Annotated in this window: 17 protein-coding genes; 8 read left to right on the forward strand and 9 right to left on the reverse strand. The window is 66.0% G+C overall.

Annotated elements, in window-relative coordinates:
• Positions 1-62: 62 nt before the first annotated feature.
• Positions 63-1,541 (reverse strand): L,D-transpeptidase family protein, encoded by a 1,479-nt coding sequence (locus PP1Y_RS23345; RefSeq protein WP_041559135.1) that lies wholly within the window; start codon positions 1,539-1,541, stop codon positions 63-65.
• Here PP1Y_RS23345 and PP1Y_RS23350 point away from each other — a divergent pair.
• The 3 genes from PP1Y_RS23350 (at position 1,528) to PP1Y_RS26145 (ending at position 6,362) form a co-directional block, all read left to right on the forward strand.
• On the forward strand, positions 1,528-2,604 hold the full coding sequence (locus PP1Y_RS23350) for a DMT family transporter (RefSeq protein ID WP_369799488.1): 1,077 nt from the start codon (positions 1,528-1,530) through the stop codon (positions 2,602-2,604). The two genes, PP1Y_RS23345 and PP1Y_RS23350, sit on opposite strands and share 14 nt — an antisense overlap.
• A 148-nt stretch (positions 2,605-2,752) precedes the next feature.
• On the forward strand, positions 2,753-5,425 hold the full coding sequence (gene acnA / locus PP1Y_RS23355) for an aconitate hydratase AcnA (RefSeq protein ID WP_013834384.1): 2,673 nt from the start codon (positions 2,753-2,755) through the stop codon (positions 5,423-5,425).
• 361 nt (positions 5,426-5,786) lie between these two features.
• Entirely contained in the window at positions 5,787-6,362 is a 576-nt protein-coding gene (locus PP1Y_RS26145) for a hypothetical protein (RefSeq protein ID WP_041559512.1), read from the forward strand.
• Positions 6,363-6,856: 494 nt separating this feature from the next.
• Here PP1Y_RS26145 and ruvB read toward each other — a convergent pair whose 3' ends face one another.
• Together ruvB and ruvA are read right to left on the reverse strand one after the other, a co-directional pair.
• Complete coding sequence (gene ruvB / locus PP1Y_RS23365; protein WP_007012912.1) at positions 6,857-7,894, reverse strand: Holliday junction branch migration DNA helicase RuvB; 1,038 nt, start codon at positions 7,892-7,894, stop codon at positions 6,857-6,859.
• A 70-nt stretch (positions 7,895-7,964) separates the two neighbouring features.
• The gene (gene ruvA / locus PP1Y_RS23370) at positions 7,965-8,573 is read right to left on the reverse strand and encodes a Holliday junction branch migration protein RuvA (RefSeq protein WP_013834386.1); all 609 of its coding nucleotides are present in this window, start codon (positions 8,571-8,573) and stop codon (positions 7,965-7,967) included.
• A 118-nt stretch (positions 8,574-8,691) separates the two neighbouring features.
• Here ruvA and PP1Y_RS23375 point away from each other — a divergent pair, with 118 nt between their 5' ends.
• The gene (locus PP1Y_RS23375) at positions 8,692-10,194 is read left to right on the forward strand and encodes a hypothetical protein (RefSeq protein WP_013834387.1); all 1,503 of its coding nucleotides are present in this window, start codon (positions 8,692-8,694) and stop codon (positions 10,192-10,194) included.
• Between the two features lie 21 nt (positions 10,195-10,215).
• Here PP1Y_RS23375 and ruvC read toward each other — a convergent pair whose 3' ends face one another.
• From ruvC to PP1Y_RS23400, 5 genes are all read right to left on the reverse strand, one after another.
• The gene (gene ruvC / locus PP1Y_RS23380; protein ID WP_007012909.1) at positions 10,216-10,692 is read right to left on the reverse strand and encodes a crossover junction endodeoxyribonuclease RuvC; all 477 of its coding nucleotides are present in this window, start codon (positions 10,690-10,692) and stop codon (positions 10,216-10,218) included.
• Positions 10,693-10,753: 61 nt separating this feature from the next.
• On the reverse strand, positions 10,754-11,497 hold the full coding sequence (locus tag PP1Y_RS23385) for a YebC/PmpR family DNA-binding transcriptional regulator (protein WP_007012908.1): 744 nt from the start codon (positions 11,495-11,497) through the stop codon (positions 10,754-10,756).
• Positions 11,498-11,604: 107 nt separating this feature from the next.
• On the reverse strand, positions 11,605-11,922 hold the full coding sequence (locus PP1Y_RS23390; RefSeq protein ID WP_013834388.1) for a heavy metal-binding domain-containing protein: 318 nt from the start codon (positions 11,920-11,922) through the stop codon (positions 11,605-11,607).
• A 110-nt stretch (positions 11,923-12,032) separates the two neighbouring features.
• Positions 12,033-12,269, reverse strand: coding sequence for a DUF2312 domain-containing protein (locus PP1Y_RS23395; protein ID WP_007012906.1), 237 nt, complete (start codon positions 12,267-12,269; stop codon positions 12,033-12,035).
• A 147-nt stretch (positions 12,270-12,416) separates the two neighbouring features.
• Entirely contained in the window at positions 12,417-12,728 is a 312-nt protein-coding gene (locus PP1Y_RS23400; protein WP_013834389.1) for a DUF1244 domain-containing protein, read from the reverse strand.
• 77 nt (positions 12,729-12,805) lie between these two features.
• Between PP1Y_RS23400 and pyk the strand changes: the two genes are divergently transcribed.
• Positions 12,806-14,287, forward strand: coding sequence for a pyruvate kinase (gene pyk / locus PP1Y_RS23405; RefSeq protein WP_013834390.1), 1,482 nt, complete (start codon positions 12,806-12,808; stop codon positions 14,285-14,287).
• A gap of 13 nt (positions 14,288-14,300) precedes the next feature.
• Positions 14,301-14,930 (forward strand): LysE family translocator, encoded by a 630-nt coding sequence (locus PP1Y_RS23410; RefSeq protein ID WP_013834391.1) that lies wholly within the window; start codon positions 14,301-14,303, stop codon positions 14,928-14,930.
• Positions 14,931-14,968: 38 nt separating this feature from the next.
• On the opposite strand, the gene PP1Y_RS23415 is transcribed toward PP1Y_RS23410, so the two are convergent.
• Positions 14,969-15,634 carry a YggS family pyridoxal phosphate-dependent enzyme gene (locus tag PP1Y_RS23415; RefSeq protein ID WP_013834392.1) on the reverse strand — a complete coding sequence of 222 codons (666 nt, stop codon included), beginning with the start codon at positions 15,632-15,634 and terminating at the stop codon, positions 14,969-14,971.
• Between PP1Y_RS23415 and PP1Y_RS23420 the strand changes: the two genes are divergently transcribed.
• Together PP1Y_RS23420 and PP1Y_RS23425 are read left to right on the forward strand one after the other, a co-directional pair.
• Entirely contained in the window at positions 15,633-16,238 is a 606-nt protein-coding gene (locus PP1Y_RS23420) for a thiamine phosphate synthase (RefSeq protein ID WP_051010102.1), read from the forward strand. The two genes, PP1Y_RS23415 and PP1Y_RS23420, sit on opposite strands and share 2 nt — an antisense overlap.
• Before the next feature lie 53 nt (positions 16,239-16,291).
• Positions 16,292-18,685, forward strand: a complete 2,394-nt coding sequence (locus PP1Y_RS23425) for a DNA translocase FtsK 4TM domain-containing protein (protein WP_013834393.1) — start codon at positions 16,292-16,294, stop codon at positions 18,683-18,685.
• The last annotated feature ends 209 nt before the right edge of the window (positions 18,686-18,894 follow it).

An 18,894-nucleotide genomic window follows, 5' to 3' on the forward strand; every position in this document is an offset into this window, starting at 1 on the left:
ACCCCGGATCGGGTCCGGGGTAACGACGCCACCAGGCATTGCAGTAGGCTGCGCTGCGCCGCTCAGAGCGGGTTGTCGAGTTCGATGATCTCTTCGTCGCTGGTGCGCTGCGTGGTCTTGAGCTGGCGCGGCTGGGTGAAGCTGTCGAGCACCGGCTTGTCGCGACCGTAGATGTCGTTGAACTGCTTGAGTTCCCCGTCGATCGAGCGGGCGATGGTGAAGTAGGTCAGGTACACCGGGAAGGTGCGGGTCATCTCCACCTTGGTATATTCGCCCGAGCGCGAGATGTCGGCCGCTTCGGCTGCCGGCATCTTGGCACCGAGGATCGCCATGGTCATGCCCAGCTCCACCGCGCGTTCGGTGCGGATGCAACCGTGGCTGAAAGCCCGGACGTCCTCATCGAAGTACTGCTTGGCAGGCGTGTCGTGCAGGTAGATCGCGTGCGGGTTGGGCATGTCGATCTTCATCAGGCCCAGCGAGTTGGTCGGTCCCGGCTGCTGGACGACGTAGATCGTCCCGTCAGCGCCCTTGGTCGCCTTGTAGCCGGCAGCCTTGGCCCAGCGCGGGTTGTTCAGGACTTTCTGGCCGAGGCCCTCGCCCTGCACGATCGATTGCGGGACCGTCCAGGTCGGGTTGAAGACGACCGCCGTCACTGTCTCGGCCAGCTGCGGGGTCGCAGTGCGCCCCGGCTTGCCGACGACCGTGCGGTAGGTGCGGATGATCTTGTTCCTGACCGTCAGGCGCAGCTGGAACTCGGGCACGTTGGTCAGCAGGTAGACATCGCCGAGGTCGCGGGCGAGCCAGCGCCAGCGGTCCATGTTGGCGCGGATCAACGCGCGCTTGGCCTTGTTCGCCATCGGCGTTGTGGCCAGTTCGGCCTTGAGGGCGGCATAGTCGGGCACCGTGGGCGCCAGCTTGTCGACCACGCCCGGGACGTCATGGTCGGACAGGGCCTGCGCCATGATCTGCGCGGTCGGCATGTCGTCCTGGTCGGGATCGACCGCGAACCACTGCACCCGCGCTTCCATCGGTGTACGCCCGTCGCGCAGGTCCTCGATCAGCCAGGCGAAGACCTTGCTCGCCAGGGCATCGAGCGCATCGCTTTCGCCGCCGGCAATGGCGGCTTTGAGTGCTGCTGGCTGGTAGTCGGCCGGAAGCAGGCCTTCCTTGCCGATATATTCGATCGTCGAGAGCAGCGCCTTGGCATCGGCCAGCGACCACGACATCACCGGTTCGGCCAGGAAGATCGGCTGCACGACCGGTTCGGACACCGTGCCGTTCGCGCCCGGCAACGGCTGCTGGCTGGCGGGATTGACCGGGGACTGCATCGGGATCGTCGCTGGAGCGGGCGATGTGGCCGGAGCAGTCGTCGCCGTCGCGGGCTTGGTCGCGGCAGGCGCAGGCTTGGCCGCAGCCGGCTTGGGCAGGATGTCCTCGGGCATCTCGGTCTTGATGCGCTGCGCAAGCACGGGCTGCGCCGTCAGGCTTACCGCCATCGCCGTCGAAAGCGCCGTAAAGCCGAACCGCTTGAAACTCGTCATATTCTTCGAAACCTGCCCGATATTCTCTAGAACCAAGGAACTGCCGCAAGGAGCCGTTCACGAAGCGCTTACGGCCCCGATTTGCTCCCTCATAGCCTACTCTTCAAGGATTTGTCCTGAGCCTGCGATGAATTGCTTGCGCACAAATGAACCGGGCCCGACAGGAGGGGCCATGCAAGCGGATTCGAGCAAGCCGGTGTCCACACTACTGCCTGTCCTGTCCGTCTGCACGGGAATTGCGGCGTTCAGCGCCATGGATGCGGCGATGAAAGGGGCCTCGATCGCCACCGGGGTCTTCACCGCACTGCTTTTTCGCAACATTTTCGGCACCCTGCTCGCACTACCGATCTGGTTTTTCGCGGGAAGGCCGCTGCCGAACCGCAAGGTCCTGCGCATCCATGCCCAGCGCGCCGCCATCGTTGCGGCCATGGCCGGGCTGTTCTTCTATGGCCTTGTGCGAATCCCGATGGCGGAAGCGATCGCCCTGTCATTCATCTCGCCGATCGTCGCGCTCTATTTCGCCTCGCTTCTGCTCGGCGAGAAAATCCGCCCGCGGGCCATAGTTGCCGCCGCGATGGGCGTCATCGGCGTGCTGATCATCGCTGCCGGCCGACTGGGCGACGGCAGCTATTCGCCTGAAGCCGTCGAGGGTGTCGCCGCGATCCTCTGCTCGGCCCTGTTCTACGCCCTCAACCTGGTGTTCCAGCGCAAGCAGGCGCTGCTGGCCGGCCCGGTCGAGATCGCGCTGTTCCAGAATCTTATCGTCGCGATGATATTCCTGGCTTTTTCGCCCTGGCTGGCAGTGACGCCCGACGCCGCCAGCCTGCGCCTGACCCTGGCCGGAGCGGCCCTCGCGACGATGGCGATCCTGTTCCTGTCCTGGGGCTATGCCCGCGCGGAAGCCCAGGTGCTGTTGCCGATCGAGTACACCGCTTTTCTCTGGGCCGCCCTGTTCGGTTGGCTGCAATTCGGAGAAGAGGTCGGCATAACGACGGTGCTCGGCGCAGTTCTCATCGTCATCGGCTGTCTGATCGGCGCCAGAAACGCGAAAACTGGCCTTTAGTAGCAGGTTGCCCCCCTTGACCTGAGACCCTCGAGCGCGCATCCGCAGGGCAACGAATCCGCTTGTCGCACTGCAGCACGGCCCGCGATTCCCTCTGGGCCGCCCGATCAGGGAGGCAAGCTCCATAACCAAGGGGAAATTGCCTACCATGACCCAAGTCGGACAGGATACGCTCGGCACCCGCAGCACCATGACCGTCGGCGGCAAGCAGGTCGCCTACTATTCGCTGAAGAAAGCGTCCGAGAAGATCGGCGACGTTTCGCGTCTGCCCTTCTCGATGAAGGTCCTTCTCGAGAACCTGCTGCGATTCGAGGACGGCGGCTTCACCGTCTCGACCGACGACATCCAGGCCATTGCCGACTGGCAGAAGAACCCGGTGACCGGCGAGGAAATCCAGTACCGCCCGGCCCGCGTTCTCCTGCAGGACTTCACCGGCGTTCCCTGCGTCGTAGACCTTGCCGCGATGCGCGACTCGATCGCCTCGCTGGGCGGCGATACCTCCAAGATCAACCCGCAGGTTCCCGTCAACCTCGTCATCGACCACTCGGTCATGGTCGACGAGTTCGGCCACCCCAAGGCGTTCGAGCAGAACGTCGAGATCGAATACCACCGCAACATGGAGCGCTACGACTTCCTCAAGTGGGGTTCCAAGTCGCTCTCCAACTTCTACGCGGTTCCCCCGGGCACCGGGATCTGCCACCAGGTGAACCTGGAGAACATCGCCAGATCGGTGTGGACCAGCGAGGATCAGAACGGTGAAACGGTCGCCTACTTCGACACTTGCGTGGGCACCGACAGCCACACCACCATGGTCAATGGCCTTGGCGTGCTGGGCTGGGGCGTCGGCGGCATCGAGGCCGAAGCCGCGATGCTCGGCCAGCCGGTTTCGATGCTCATCCCCGAAGTCGTGGGCTTCAAGTTCACCGGCACACTGATGGAAGGGGTCACCGCCACCGACCTCGTGCTGACCTGCACCAACATGCTGCGCAAGCACGGCGTGGTCGGCAAGTTCGTCGAATACTACGGCGAGGGCCTCGCCTCGCTGAGCCTCGCCGACCGTGCCACGCTCGCCAACATGGCCCCGGAATACGGCGCGACCTGCGGCCTCTTCGGCATCGACGACAAGACCATCGACTACCTGCGCCTCACCGGCCGTGAGGAAGAGCAGATCGCCCTCGTCGAAGCCTATGCCAAGGAGCAGGGCTTCTGGATGGAGCCGGGTGCGCCCGAGCCGATCTTCTCCTCGACTCTCGAACTCGACCTGTCGACCGTCGTGCCCTCGCTTGCCGGCCCGAAGCGTCCGCAGGACAAGGTCATCCTCACCGAGGTCGACGACGTGTTCAACAAGGACATGGCCGAAACCTACAAGAAGGAGCGCCAGAGCGTTCCGGTCGAAGGCAAGGACTTCTCGATCACCGACGGCGACGTCATGATCGCGGCCATCACCAGCTGCACCAACACCTCGAACCCGAGCGTGCTGATTGCTGCCGGTCTCGTCGCCAAGAAAGCCGATGAGCTGGGCCTGAAGCCGAAGCCCTGGGTCAAGACCTCGCTGGCCCCGGGCTCGCAGGTCGTCACCGACTATCTCAACAAGGCCGGCCTCCAGTCGCACCTCGACAACATCGGCTTCAATCTCGTCGGCTACGGCTGCACCACCTGCATCGGCAATTCCGGCCCGCTGGCGGAACCGATCAGCAAGGCGATCAACGAAAACGGTCTCGTCGCTTCGGCGGTCATTTCGGGCAACCGCAACTTCGAAGGCCGCGTCAGCCCCGACGTGCGCGCCAACTTCCTCGCCTCGCCGCCGCTGGTCGTCGCCTACGCGCTGAAGGGCACGGTGGTCGAAGACTTCACCACCACCCCGATCGGTCAGGGCAAGGACGGCCAGGACGTGTTCCTCAAGGACATCTGGCCGACCAACCTCGAAGTCGCCGAAACCATGGCCGCATGCGTCGACCGCTCGATGTTCCAGGCCCGCTACGCCGACGTCTACAAGGGCGACGAGCACTGGCAGGCGATCAACGTCGTCGGTTCGGAAACCTACAACTGGCGCGCCGGATCGACCTATGTCGCCAACCCGCCGTACTTCGAGGGCATGGAAATGACCCCGGCGCCGGTCAACGACATCATCGAGGCCAAGCCGCTGCTGATCCTCGGCGATTCGGTCACCACCGACCACATCTCGCCGGCCGGCTCGATCAAGGCAGACAGCCCCGCGGGCCAGTGGCTCATGGAGCACCAGGTCGCCAAGGCCGACTTCAACTCCTACGGCTCGCGCCGTGGCCACCACGAAGTGATGATGCGCGGCACCTTCGCCAACATCCGCATCCGCAACGAAATGGTTCCGGGTACCGAGGGCGGCATTTCGCGCTTCGGCGAGGAAGTGATGCCGGTCTACGACGTCGCGATGAAGTACAAGGAGCAGGGCACGCCGCTGGTGGTCGTCGCCGGCAAGGAATACGGCACCGGCTCCTCGCGCGACTGGGCGGCCAAGGGCACCAACCTGCTGGGCGTTCGCGCCGTCATCGTCGAGAGCTACGAGCGCATCCACCGCTCGAACCTGGTCGGCATGGGCGTGTTGCCGCTGCAGTTCAAGGACGGCGATACCCGCCAGAGCCTTGGCCTGACCGGTGACGATGCCTTCACCATCCGGGGCGTCGCCACCCTCAAGCCGCGCCAGGACGTCGAAGTCGAAGTGACCCGTCCGGACGGCTCGACCTTCACCTTCACTGCGCTGTGCCGCATCGATACCGCCAACGAACTCGAATACTTCAACAACGGCGGCATCCTGCAGTACGTGCTGCGCAAGCTGGCGGCCTGATCGCCCTGTCCTGACGGCTGAGACAATGCCCCGTCCCGCATCGCGCGGGGCGGGGTTTTTCTTTGGACGCAATCCGCATCGAGGCTCGCTGGCAACGTCATCGCGCCAAGGTGATGCTCCCGCTTCCCAACCCGCGAATGTCACGCAGCGTGCGGCGCTCAAGCAAAAAGGGCGGCACCGAAGTGCCGCCCTTCCCCCCTTGGAACGGGTTTGCGCCGGCTATCGGCCGGCCGTCTTGCCCTTGGCGAGGCGACGCCGGCCAACGACTGTCGCGGCAGCCGCTCCGAACAGAATGAGCATCGGCGGCGCGGGCACATCGTGCGGAGGAGGAGGCGGCGGAGGCGGAGGCGGTCCGCCCGAAGTGGTCGAACCGCCCGACGACGAGGAACTGCTCGAGGAAGACGAACTGCTGGTCGAGGACGAGGAACCCGAGGAGGACGAGCTGCTGCTCGACGAAGAGGACGAGCCGCTTGAACCGCCGCTGGAGGTCGTGCCGCCCGACGAACTCGAAGATGAACTGGACGACGACGATGAACTCGACGAGGAGGACGACGAGGAGCTGGTCGAAACATTACCCGAGCTGGTCGATGTCGTCGAAGTCACACCTCCCGTGGTCGAGGTCACGCCGCCCGTGGTCGAGGTCACGCCGCCGGTAGTCGAGGTCACGCCGCCCGTGGTCGAGGTTACGCCGCCGCTCGAACTGGACGTCGAAGTGGAGCCGCCCGTCGTCGTGGAGGTCAGGCCGCCGGTCGAGGTGGAGGTCGATCCGCCGCTGGTCGTCGAACTGATCACGACGTTTCCGCCGCCGCCACCGCCGCCACCGAAGAAACCGCCGAAGAAGCCGCCGCCGAAACCGCCCAGCGGCCCGCCGCCGATCACCACCGGCACGCCGCCACCGCTGCCGCCGACCGGCGGCTGGGGGGCCGGCGGGATGTAAGGCGGCGGAAGCGGTACCATGGCCATTTCAGGCTGTTCGCAACAGGTCCGCTTGATGATCTTGCGCACGCGCTTGGTTTCGCGCGGAAGTTCCCTCTTCACCACGCGCTTGACCGGCTTGGGCTGAGCGACCTTGGCCTGCTTGACCTTGCGGTACTGCACTTCCTTGGAAGGGGTTTCCGCCACGTGGACGGCGCCGCCCCCAATGATGGCGCAGCCTGCCGCGCAGGCAGACAATTTTGCAAGGGCCATCCGAACCGACATAAGCGAAGCTCTCTTTGTTCCGTTTGGTCTTTGCGGCTGCCTGAATGGCTAACCGACCAGTCCATCTGGCACAGAGAACACGCAGAAAGCTTAACGCGACAACGGCGTTAACCGTGAATCGGGCGTCCCGAAGCGGGAAACGCGGTTAATTAATCATCAAGCCCCAAGGCCTGTGCCGAAACGGGACTGCCAGATGCCGATTCTGTAAACGTCTCCGACGCTTTTTCGAAGCTAGTCAGTCGATTGCTCCGAATCGAAAAGCCCGCCCTGCGGCCCTGCGGGCGGCGTCAATCCCAGATGCTTCCAGCCCAGATCGTTGAGGCAACGCCCGCGCGCCGTGCGCGCGACGAGGCCGAGCTGGATCAGGTAGGGCTCGATCACCTCCTCGATCGTGTCGCGCGGCTCCGAGAGGCCCGCGGCCAGCGTCTCGACGCCAACCGGACCGCCCTTGTAGATGTCGGCGATCATATGGAGGTAGCGCCGGTCCTGCGCATCGAGGCCGATCGAATCGACTTCGAGCCGGGTGAGCGCATCGTCGGCAATGGCGCGGGTAATGACATCGCTTCCCGCGACATGTGCGAAGTCGCGCACCCGGCGCATCAGCCGCCCGGCCACGCGCGGCGTTCCCCGCGAACGGCGGGCGATCTCGGTCGCCCCGCCCTTGTCCATGCCGATGCCCAGCAGTCCCGCGCCGCGCGTGACGACATGTTCAAGCTCGGGCACGGTGTAGAACTGCAGGCGCACGGGGATGCCGAAACGGTCGCGCAAGGGCGTCTGCAGCAGCCCCTGCCGGGTCGTCGCGCCGATCAGGGTGAAAGGCGGCAGGTCGATACGCACCGAGCGCGCGGAAGGCCCCTCGCCGATGATGAGATCGAGGGCACGATCCTCCATCGCCGGATAGAGCACTTCCTCAACCACCGGGTTGAGCCGGTGAATCTCGTCGATGAACAGGACGTCCCCCTGTTCCAGATTGGTCAGCAGTGCGGCGAGGTCGCCCGCTTTTGCGATGACCGGGCCGGAGGTGGCACGAAAGCCCACGCCCAGTTCGCGCGCGACGATCTGCGCCAGCGTGGTCTTGCCCAGACCCGGAGGGCCGAAGAAGAGCACGTGATCCATCGCCTCGCGCCGCGACTTGGCGGACTCGATGAAGATGCGCAGGTTGTCCTTGGCGCCCGCCTGTCCGACGAACTCCTCAAGCGTCTTGGGACGCAGCGCCGCGTCGGCATCCTCGGGCTGACGGGACGAAGTGAGAATGGGGTTGTCGGTCATGACCTGGCCGCTTGGGATGGAATGGACCCTGAGACAAGTTCAGGGTGAGGTGCCGGGGTAATTCCTGAAGTCACCCCGCAGCCCTCTTGAGGGCCACGCGAACGATGGCGTTGAGGTCGGCGTCATCGCCCAGTTCGCCCATCGCATGAGCCACTGCGGTGCTGGCGATGGCGGGCTTGAAGCCGAGGTTCTGCAGCGCGGAGACCGCATCGGCGCTGACCGAACCTGCGGGCGCTGCTGACGTCGCCACACCCGGGGAGCCCGGCGCGGTCGGCATGCCGCCGGCCTTTTCCTTCAGCTCGTTGACGATTCGGCTTGCCAGTTTCGGCCCGACGCCATTGGCCCGAGCGACCATCGCGGCATCACCGCCGGCGCAAGCGCGCTGCAGTTCCTCGGTGTTGAGCGCCGAGAGGATCGCAAGCGCCACCTTGGAGCCGACGCCCTGCACGGCCGTCAGCAGGCGGAACCAGTTGCGCTCCGCCGCGCTGGCAAAGCCGATGAGGCGCTGGTCGGTTTCGGAGACCTGCATTTCGGTATGAACGACGACCCTGTCGCCGCGAATACCCAGGTGCTCCAGCGTGCGGGCGGAGCAATGGACGAGGTATCCCACCCCGTTGACGTCGATGATCGCCCAGTCCGAGCCGGTATCGTCGAGCAGACCTGTAAGCTTGGCGATCATGGTTTGTTCCTATGGCACAAGGGCGAGTCGCGCCGCAAGCGCAAAGGCGGAAGAGCCGTGGATCACCCCCGACGCAATGCGGTGACAAGCCCGCCGGCGAGGACTAAGCATGGGTGCGATGGGGCAAGATCGGGCTGACCGGACATCGGGGCAGGAACGGGGGGAACGCGTGTCCCCGGGCTGGAAGCTGCTCGTCGTCCTCACCCTGATCGCAGCGCTGGTCCTGCGGGTGCGTGCGTTCTCGCTTTACGACATCGCCTACTCGGACGAACTGCTTCAGTATCTCGAACAGGCCAACCGGTTCGTGACCGGTCATGGCGTAGTCCCCTGGGAATGGCGCGTGGGCCTGCGCAATGCGCTGATCCCGCAAGTGCTTGCCCTGCCCGTCTGGCTCGGCCACGCGCTTGGCCCCGCCACCATGCTGCCCGTCGCCCTCGCCCGCGCGGCATTCCTGGCACTGAACCTGCTGGTCCTGCCCGCGGCCTATCGTCTTGGCGCCCTTCACTCGCGCGCCGCCGCACTGGTTGCGCTCTTCGCAGCGTCGGTCTGGTGGGAAAGCGTGCTTTTCAGCGAGTTGATGCTGGCCGAAAGTCTGGGCGCCGCGCTCATGCTGCCGGGCGCGGCCTTGCTCCTCGATCGGAGCGCCTCGCGGCGCGCGCTCGTGCTGAGCGGGCTGCTGCTGGGCCTCGCCGTGCTGGTGCGCATGCAATACGCGGTTTTTGCCGGCGTTCTGGCGCTGGCCGCCCTGCGCGTGGACCGTGGGCGCTGGGTGCCTGTCATGCTCGGCGGACTGGCCGCGCTACTGGTCGGCGCGGCAAGTGACCTCGCCGCCGGATTGCCGCCGTTCGGCTGGGTCGTGGTCGGCATATCCAAGAACATCGGCGAAGGCATCGCCGCGCGCTTCGGCACTTCACCGCCGCTTGCCTACCTCGGGATGCTCCAGCAGCATCTCTGGCCGGTCTTCGCCCCGGCGCTGGCGGGAGCGGTGCTGGCCGGACGGCGCTATCGACCGCTCATGCTGGCAGCACTGGCCAACCTGATCGTGCACAGCCTGATCGGCCACAAGGAATACCGCTTCGTCTGGCTGACGACGCTGACCATCGTCATCCTGTCCGCCATCGCCCTCGTGCGCCTTGCCGACTGGCTGGCGAATCGGCGCGGACAGGAACCCGGGAGCTTGCGCAGCGCCGCCATTCTTTGCGGCGCCATCGCCCTGCTGTCCGCCTTTTCCGCCACCATGACCGGCGGAGCGAGTGCCTGGCGCGGCGGCGGCGCGATTCCCCGTCTGGCCGGATTGGCGGCACAGGCCCCCAAGGTCTGCGGCATCGCCATCGCCTACGAGTTCAAGAGCCACGTGGTGCCTGCGCTGCTGCCCCGCCGCGTACCGCTGATGCTGGCGCCCGAAGGCGTATTGCCCGGCAACCGGCCGCTCTCTCCGGGCCTTGCTGCGGCGGCCGACGCGCTGGTTCTCAACGCGGACACGCCGGTGCCGCAGCAATACGAGCGCCGCGCCTGCCTGCCGCTTGCAGGGGACAGTCCCTGCCTATTCGTGCGCCCCGGCACCTGCACGCATGACACCCGCGACAGCTACCAGCAGGCGATTGCCCGGAACGACATGTAATTACCGGCTTCCCGCCAGCGCTCAGCGATGGCTGCCAAGCATGTTGGCGTGGGTGATCGCGACGGCCAGAGCGTCGGAGGCGTCTTCGCCGGCCAGCTTAACGCCGGGCAGCAGCACCTTGAGCATGGCCTGTATCTGCGCCTTCTCAGCCCCGCCAGTGCCGACGAGCGCCTTCTTGACGACCTTGGTCGAGTATTCGGCGACGGGCATCCCGGCTCGCGCCAGCGAGAGCATGGCAACGCCGCGCGCCTGACCGAGCTTGAGCGTGGACTGCGGGTTCACGTTGACGAAGACTTCCTCCACCGCGCCCGCATCCGGCCGGTGGTGGAGAATCACGTCGGTCAGGGCCGCGTCGAGTTCGACAAGGCGGTCGGCCATCGCCGCCTTGGCATCGGTGCGGATCTGCCCGTTGGCAACGTGGCTGAGCCTGCTGCCCGACTTGGCGACGATGCCCCAGCCAGTGCAGGTCAGGCCCGGATCGAGGCCGATGATGATCATGACGGCGGTGCGCCCGGGACCGGGCTTTCGGGCAGGACGCGATTATCCGCCCGGTGCCGGATCAACCCAGTTGTTCCATGACCTCGTCTGAGATCTCGTAGTTGCCCCAGACGGTCTGGACATCGTCGTCATCGTCCAGCGTGTCGACCAGCTTGAGCAGGGTCGAAGCGGTGTCGGCGTCGACGTCGACCTTGATGTTGGGCTTCCACGCCAGCTTGACGCCTTCGGCCTCGCCCAGCGCCTTTTCCAGTTCGCGAGCGACTTCGTGCAGGTCCTCCACCGCAGTCCAGACCGAGTGACTTTCCTCGTCGCTTTCGACGTCCTGCGCACCGGCCTCGATCGCGGCTTCGAGGACCTTGTCCTCATCGCCTACCGAACCGGGGTACTCGATCAGGCCGAGACGTTCGAAGCCGTGGGAAACCGCGCCGCTGGCACCGAGGTTGCCGCCGTTCTTGGAGAAGGCGGTGCGTACGTTGGTGGCGGTGCGGTTGCGATTGTCGGTCAGCGCCTCGACGATGAGGGCGACGCCGCCGGGGCCGTAACCTTCGTAGCGCACTTCCTCGTAGTTCTCGCCATCGTTCTTGCTGGCCTTGTCGATCGCGCGCTGGATGTTGTCCTTGGGCATCGACTGCGCCTTGGCCGCGTTGACGGCGGCGCGAAGGCGCGGATTCATGTCCGGATCGGGCATGCCCATCTTGGCTGCGACGGTGATTTCGCGCGAAAGCTTGGAGAACATCGCCGAGCGCTTTTTGTCCTGCGCGCCCTTGCGATGCATGATGTTCTTGAACTTGGAATGGCCTGCCATGGGTCCGCCCGTTATTTCGTTTTGGATCGCCGGAACCGGTTCCCGGCGGGAAAGATCGCGCGCCCTTACAACAGGCGCATGGCCAAGGGCAACCGCCCCCGATGCCCTCAGACGACGACGGCCGTGCCCGAGCAGCTGACCATCAGCATCGATCCGCTTTGCCCGATCACCTCGTAGTCGAGGTCGACGCCGACCACGGCATTGCCACCCAGCTTCGCGGCCTCCGCTTCCATTTCCGCCAGCGCTTCCTTGCGGGCGCGCTGCAGCACCTGCTCGTACTTGCCCGAGCGGCCACCGACGATGTCGGTGATCGAGGCGAAGAGATCGCGGAAGATGTTCGCGCCGACGATGACCTCGCCGGTGACGATGCCGAGGTAGTGCTGGACGGGACGGCCTTCGACGGCAGGCGTGGTCGTGACGATCATTCGGCTCTCTCCTCGGCCTTGGGCTTGTGGCGCATGCCTAGCGCAAGCCGGGGCCGAGGTCAGCCTCGATCGTCACTTTCCCGCTGCGCGGCAGCTGCCGCGCAGGCCGATCAGTCGATGCCGAGCGCGGCCTTGTAGGTATCGAGAATCATGTCCATTTCGCGGCGGTCGTCGGGCTTCATCTTCCGCAGGCGCACGATCTGGCGCATGATCTTGACGTCGTAACCCACGGCCTTCGCCTCGTTGTAGACGTCGCGGATATCGTCCGAGATGCCCTTCTTTTCCTCTTCGAGGCGCTCGACGCGCTCGATCAGCAGGCGCAGGCGATCGTCGGTGGTTTCGGCCATGGGGTGTCAGCTCCGGAAACTGGGATGGTGAATCGATTGGTCGGGGCTGATAGCCGCAGCCGGAGATTCGGGCAAAGCCGGACCTGTGGAAATTGCAGGTGCCGAAAAAGCCCGCGCGCGAGCGGCCTGCCGCCCGCGCACCAGCGTTCAGTGCGATCCGCCGTTCTTCTTCAGGCTTTCCTCCATCCGGGCGAGCTGTTCGGGCGTCGCCTCGGTCTGGTACTTGTCCTTCCATTCGGCGAAGGGCATGCCGTGGATCAGCGCACGCGCCTCGGCCTTGTCGCCTGCGAATCCCGCATCGCGAATCCAGTCGGCAAGGCAATTGCGGCAAAAGCCTGCAAGCCCCATCAAATCGATGTTTTGCGCATCGTGACGCTGCTGGAGATGGCCCACCAGCCGGCGGAAGGCAGCGGCCGCGATTGCGTCGTCAAGATCTGCGATTTCGTATTCTTGGGTCATATCCCTGCCATTCGTCCTTGGTTTGTAACCTGCCCTTTGCCATATGACCGGGCAACTTCGAAAGAGGCAGAAACGACTTGGCCAATCTCCCCAACCGTCGATCCCCGCATCACCGCGGCATCAAACGCGCACGCAAGGTCAAGATCCTGGCGACGCTAGGCCCCGCCAGCCGCGACAAGGAGACCATCGCCAAGCTGCTGAAAGCCGGGGCCGACGCCTTCCGCGTCAACATGAGCCACGGCGATCACGAAACCCACCGCGAGACCATCGCCAACATCCGCGCGGTCGAAAAGGACCTGATGCGCCCGGTCGCGGTGCTGTGCGACCTGCAGGGACCGAAACTGCGCGTCGGCCAGTTCGAGGGCGGCAAGGCCTTCATCCGCCACGGCGCACACTTCACCCTCGATCGCAATCCCGAACCGGGCAACGACGAACGCGTCTGCCTGCCGCATCCCGAACTGTTCGGCCTGCTCCAAAAGGGCCAGCGCCTACTGATCGATGACGGCAAGCTGCGCCTTGTCGTCCTGCGCGCCGAACCGGACGCGATCCTATGCAGCGCCGAAGTCGGCGGGCAGATCTCGGACCGCAAGGGCGTGAACATTCCCGATGCCATCGTCCCGGTCCCGGCACTGACCGAGAAGGACCGGCGCGACCTCGCCTTCGCAGTCAAGGAAGGCGCCGACTGGATCGGCCTCTCCTTCGTCCAGCGCCCCGAGGACGTCGCCGAAGCGCGGCGCCTGATGGGCGGCCACGGCGCGCTGATGGCCAAGATCGAAAAGCCCGCCGCGGTGGAGAGCCTGAACGAGATCATCGAGCTGTCCGACGGCATCATGGTCGCGCGCGGCGATCTGGGCGTCGAACTCAATCCCGAAGAAGTGCCGCCGATCCAGAAGCGCATCATCGAAATCACGCGCGGTCACGGCAAGCCGGTCGTCGTCGCCACGCAGATGCTGGAATCGATGATCACCAGCCCCTCGCCGACCCGCGCGGAAGTTTCCGACGTTGCCAACGCGGTCTACGACGGCGCCGACGCGGTCATGCTCTCGGCAGAGACGGCCGCGGGCCAGTGGCCGGTAGAGGCAGTGACGATCATGGACCGCATCGCATCGCAGGTCGAAGGCGATTCGACCTACAACGCGCGCGTCCACCTTGCGCAGACGCCGCCCGATGCCACGACCGCCGACGCGCTTTCGGCTTCGTGCGCGACCATCGCCGACACGCTGCCGATCGAGGGGATCATCGTCTTCACCGGTTCGGGCGGCTCGGCCCGCCGCGTGGCCCGCGAACGCCCCGCCGCGCCGATGCTGGTGCTCACCCCCTCGCAGAAGACGGCCCGCCGCCTCGCCCTGCTGTGGGGGGCGCACACGGTCTCGACCCGGGACATCGGCAGCTTCGAGGAGATGATCGCCAAGGGCAAGCGCATGGCCCTGCGCCATGGCTTCGGCGCCGGCGGATCGCGCCTCGTCACCCTGGCGGGCGTACCTTTCGGCGTTCCCGGCTCGACCAACCTGCTGCATGTCGTGACCCTGACCGGCAACGAACTCGACACGCCCAAGTAAGCCTGACCCACACATGGCATTGCATACATTGTGGATCTACGCGGTCGCGGTCTTCCTGCTGAGCGCGACCCCGGGACCGAACATGCTCCACGTCCTCTCGCGCAGCGTCGAGCTGGGCATGAAGCGTACCGTGGCGACGATGGCGGGCTGCCTGCTCGGCCTCGTCACCCTGCTGGCCGCTTCTGCGGTCGGCCTGGGCGCTCTGCTCCATGCGCTGCCGGGCGCCTTCACCACGCTTCGCATCGCGGGCGCGGCTTACCTGCTGTTCCTGGCGGTCAAGGCATGGCGCGCGCCGGTTCGCGAGGACGAGACCGAAACCCAGGACCTGCGGCCCGAAGTTTCATGGCAGGCCCTGTTCCGTGGCGGCTACGCGATCTCGATCAGCAATCCCAAGGCGATCGTCTTTGCCGCCGCCTTCCTGCCGCAGTTCATCGACCCGGCCCTTGCGCAAGTGCCGCAGTTCGCGATTCTCGTCGGCGTCTTCGCGGTGATCGAGGCGTTCTGGTATTCGGTCTATGCGGGAAGCGGCCGCGCACTCTCGCGCCACCTCAACCGCGCCGGCGTGAAGCGCGCGTTCAATCGGCTGACCGGCGGGCTGTTCGCCGGCTTCGGCCTGTCGCTGCTGGCCTTCCGCGCAACCTGAATCTGGTCCTCCCCCGCGAGGGGGAAGACTTCACCGGTTCAGCCGCGCGCGCCGAACAGGGCGCTGCCCACGCGTACGTGCGTTGCGCCGAGCATAACCGCGGTCTCGAAATCGTCGCTCATGCCCATGCTGAGCTGGTCCAGTCCATTCTCGGCGGCGATCTTGGCGAGCAGCGCGAAGAACGGCGCCGCCTCGATACCCAGCGGCGGCACGCACATCAGGCCGACGACCGGGATCTGCGCTTCGCGCGCGGAAGCCAGCAGCGCCGGCACCTCGGCAATCGCGCATCCGCCTTTCTGCTCCTCCTCGCCGATGTTCACCTGCACGAAGCACGGCACCTGCCGGCCCAGCTTGTCCATCGCCTTGCCGAGCGCCGACACCAGCGAGGGACGATCGAGCGAATGGATGCAGTCGAACAGCTGCACGGCGTCTTCCGCCTTGTTCGACTGCAGCTGCCCGACGAGGTGGAGCTGCACCCCTTCGTAGCGTTCGCGCAGCTCGGGCCACTTGGCCTGCGCTTCCTGCACCTTGTTCTCGCCGAAGACGCGCTGGCCTTCCTCTATCAGCGGAACGATCCGCTCGGCCGGGTGGGTCTTGGAAATGGCGATGAGCTCGACGGCCCCGGGCTTGCGGTGCGCAATCGTCGCGGAATGGGCGATCCTGGCCCGGACGGTCTGCAGGGGAGTAAGGTCTGGTTGATCCATGGGCCGCTGCTATAGCGATTGCGTGCCGATCCGCTACCCGCCTCTTTCCGTGAACCTGCCCGACATATGGCTGATCAGCGACGAGCGCATCGACGCGGAGTTGCCGCAGGCGCTTTCACGGCTGCCGCGCGGGTCCGGCTTCGTCTTTCGCCATTACCACCTGCCGCCCGCCCACCGCCGCACCCGCTTCGAGGAGCTGGCGCGCATCGCCCGGCGGTACGGGCATGTCGTCGTGCTTTCCGGCACACCGCGCGAAGCCGGGCGATGGCAGGCCCACGGAGCCTACGGTGCGCCGCGAAGGCTTGCGGGCGGCCCCGCCACCTTGCGCCTCGCCACAGTCCATTCGCTGCGCGAACTGGCGCAGGCGAACCGCGCGCGCGCCGATGCCGTGCTGATTTCGCCGGTCTTCCCGACCCGCTCGCATCCAGGCGCGCGCCACCTCGGGCAGGTGCGTTTTCACCTCATGGCTGCCCGCTCAGGCGTGCCGGTCATTGCCTTGGGCGGAATGAACGCCCATCGGGCACGCTCTGCCCGGATCAGGAAATGGGCTGCGATTCAGGGACTTGCAAAATCGCCCACAAAGTCGTTCCCGATCCATTCTTGACGGCGAGTCCCGCCGAAGCGCATTATCACGACCTGTAATCAGGGGAATTCCGAATGGCCACACGGCCCATGGCGCCCGGACGGCGCATCGCCAAGCCGGACTGGCGCGCAGTCTTGAAGCGCAGCCTGCGCCGCGCGTCCGAACTGAGCGGTGCGGTGGTCCTGTTCGCGGCCATGGCGTTCCTCGCGCTGGCGCTGCTGAGCTATCACCAGACCGACCCATCCGCCTCGACCGCCGCGGGCGGCGACGTGCAGAACTGGATGGGGGCCGCCGGCGCATGGGTGGCCGAGCGCGCGCTGTTCTTCTTCGGGCCGGTTTCGGCGCTGTTCGTGCCCCTGCTCTATGTCTTCGCCCGCAAGCTGTGGCTGCTGGTCGAGGAAGACGACAACGAAATCGAGCATTCCAACCAGCGCTGGTGGCGGCCTGTGGGGATGCTCGCCTTCGCCATGATCCTGGTCGCAACGGTGCTCTCGCTGTGGATCGACGAGCCGGGCGGTACCCTGCCCGCATCCTGGGGCGGGATCACCGGCCTGCTCGGAGCCAAGGCGATCACGGCCATTGCCGGATTCGCGCCCGATGCCGTGGACGGATGGATCAAGCTGGCACTGGCGCTGGTCTTCCTGGCCTGCGGCATCGCGCTGATCGGCAAGGTCTTCGCGATCGACTGGGTGCGCCTGCTCACCCTGCCCGGCCGCATCGGCCAGGTTCGCGATGCCCTGCCCAAGCCTGCGAAGCGCACCGCCGCGCGTGAGGCGACTGGCGAAGCCGACGCCGAAGTCGAGACGGCCAAGCCCGAAGCGCCCGCCCCGCGCGCTGCCGCCCCCACGCCGCTCAACGAGCCGGCCCGCAAGGCTCCCCAGATCGTCGATCCGACGACGCCCGCTCGCCCGGCGCAGCTGGGCACCGGCAGCCAGCAGAAGGACCTGTTCGACCAGTACCAGCTGCCGCCGCTCGACATCCTCGCCGATCCTCCGGCCAATGCCGGCCCGAAGATCGACAAGCTCAGCCTCGAGCGCAACGCGCGCCTGCTGGAAACCGTGCTCGACGACTTCAACGTCAAGGGCGAGATTACCGCCGTGCGCACCGGCCCGGTCGTCACCATGTACGAGCTGGAACCGGCCCCGGGCATCAAGGCCAGCCGCGTGATCGGCCTGGCCGACGACATCGCCCGCAACATGTCGGCGATCTCCGCGCGCGTCTCCTCGATCCCGGGCCGCACGGTGATGGGCATCGAGCTTCCCAACGCCGACCGCCAGATGGTGTCCTTCAAGGAAATGGTCGGCTCGGAGAACTTCGCCCACCACAAGGGCATGCTGCCGATCATCCTGGGCAAGGACATCGCCGGCGAACCCGTCGTCGCCGATCTTGCGACGATGCCCCACCTGCTCGTTGCCGGCACCACCGGCTCGGGCAAGTCGGTAGGCCTCAACTGCATCCTGCTCTCGCTGCTCTACCGGATGACCCCGGCGCAATGCCGCCTGATCCTCGTCGACCCCAAGGTCCTCGAACTCAAGAGCTACGACGACATTCCGCACCTGCTCTCGCCGGTGGTCACCGAACCGCCCAAGGCGGTGCGTGCGCTCAAGTGGGCAGTCGAGGAAATGGAGCGCCGCTATCGCCAGATGAGCGAGATCTCGGTGCGCAATCTCGCCAGCTTCAACGAGAAGGTCCGCGCCGCCGCGGCCAAGGGCAAGCCGCTGGGCCGCCGCGTCCAGATCGGTTTCGACCCGGAAACCGGCGAGGAACTCTACGAGGAAAACCAGCTCGACTACGAAGTGCTGCCGCAGATCGTCCTGATCGTCGACGAGCTGGCCGACCTCATGGTCACCGTCGGCAAGGAAATCGAAGTGCTGATCCAGCGCCTCTCGCAAAAGAGCCGCGCGGCGGGCATTCACCTGATCATGGCCACGCAGCGTCCCTCGGTCGACGTCATCACCGGCGTCATCAAGGCCAACCTGCCCACGCGTATTTCCTTTGCCGTGACCAGTCGCATCGACAGCCGCACGATCCTCGGCGAACAGGGCGCCGAACAGCTGCTGGGCAAGGGCGACATGCTCTACAAGCCCAACACCGACCCGATCAAACGCGTCCACGGCCCCTTCGTCTCGGACGAGGAAGTCGAACATGTCGCCGACTTCTGGCGCACGCAGGGCAAGCCGGAATACATCGACGCCGTCACCGAAGAGCCCGAAGAAGGCAGCTTCGGCTTCGACGATCTCAACGCCACCGCCTCGGACAATCCCGAGGAGCGCAAGTACCTGCAGGTCTGCCAGCTCGTGTTCGAGAACCAGAAGGTTTCGGTCTCGTGGCTCCAGCGCCAGATGGGCGTGGGGTACAACACCGCGGCCAAGTGGGTGGAGCGCATGGAGAACGACGGTTACGTCGGCCCGGCCAATCACGTCGGCCGCCGCGACATCTATCGCGACGAGAACGGCAACCCGCTGTAACTGCGAAGCGGGTGGGCCGCAGGGGTCTTGCCCCTTCGACAGGCCCGGGGTGAGCGGGGCAGCTCAAGGCAGGCGGGGTGTGGTGACCGGGTGCAGCGCTGTGAAGCGTTCCGCCCGAGGCCCGCTCATCCGGCGCTTGTGGAGCCATGCACCCCAGCCCTCCGATCCGCCTTCCACCCGCGACAAACCACGCCTACCGCACGCCGAAC

The sequence above is a fragment of the Novosphingobium sp. PP1Y genome, from assembly GCF_000253255.1.
Classification (GTDB): Bacteria; Pseudomonadota; Alphaproteobacteria; order Sphingomonadales; family Sphingomonadaceae; genus Novosphingobium.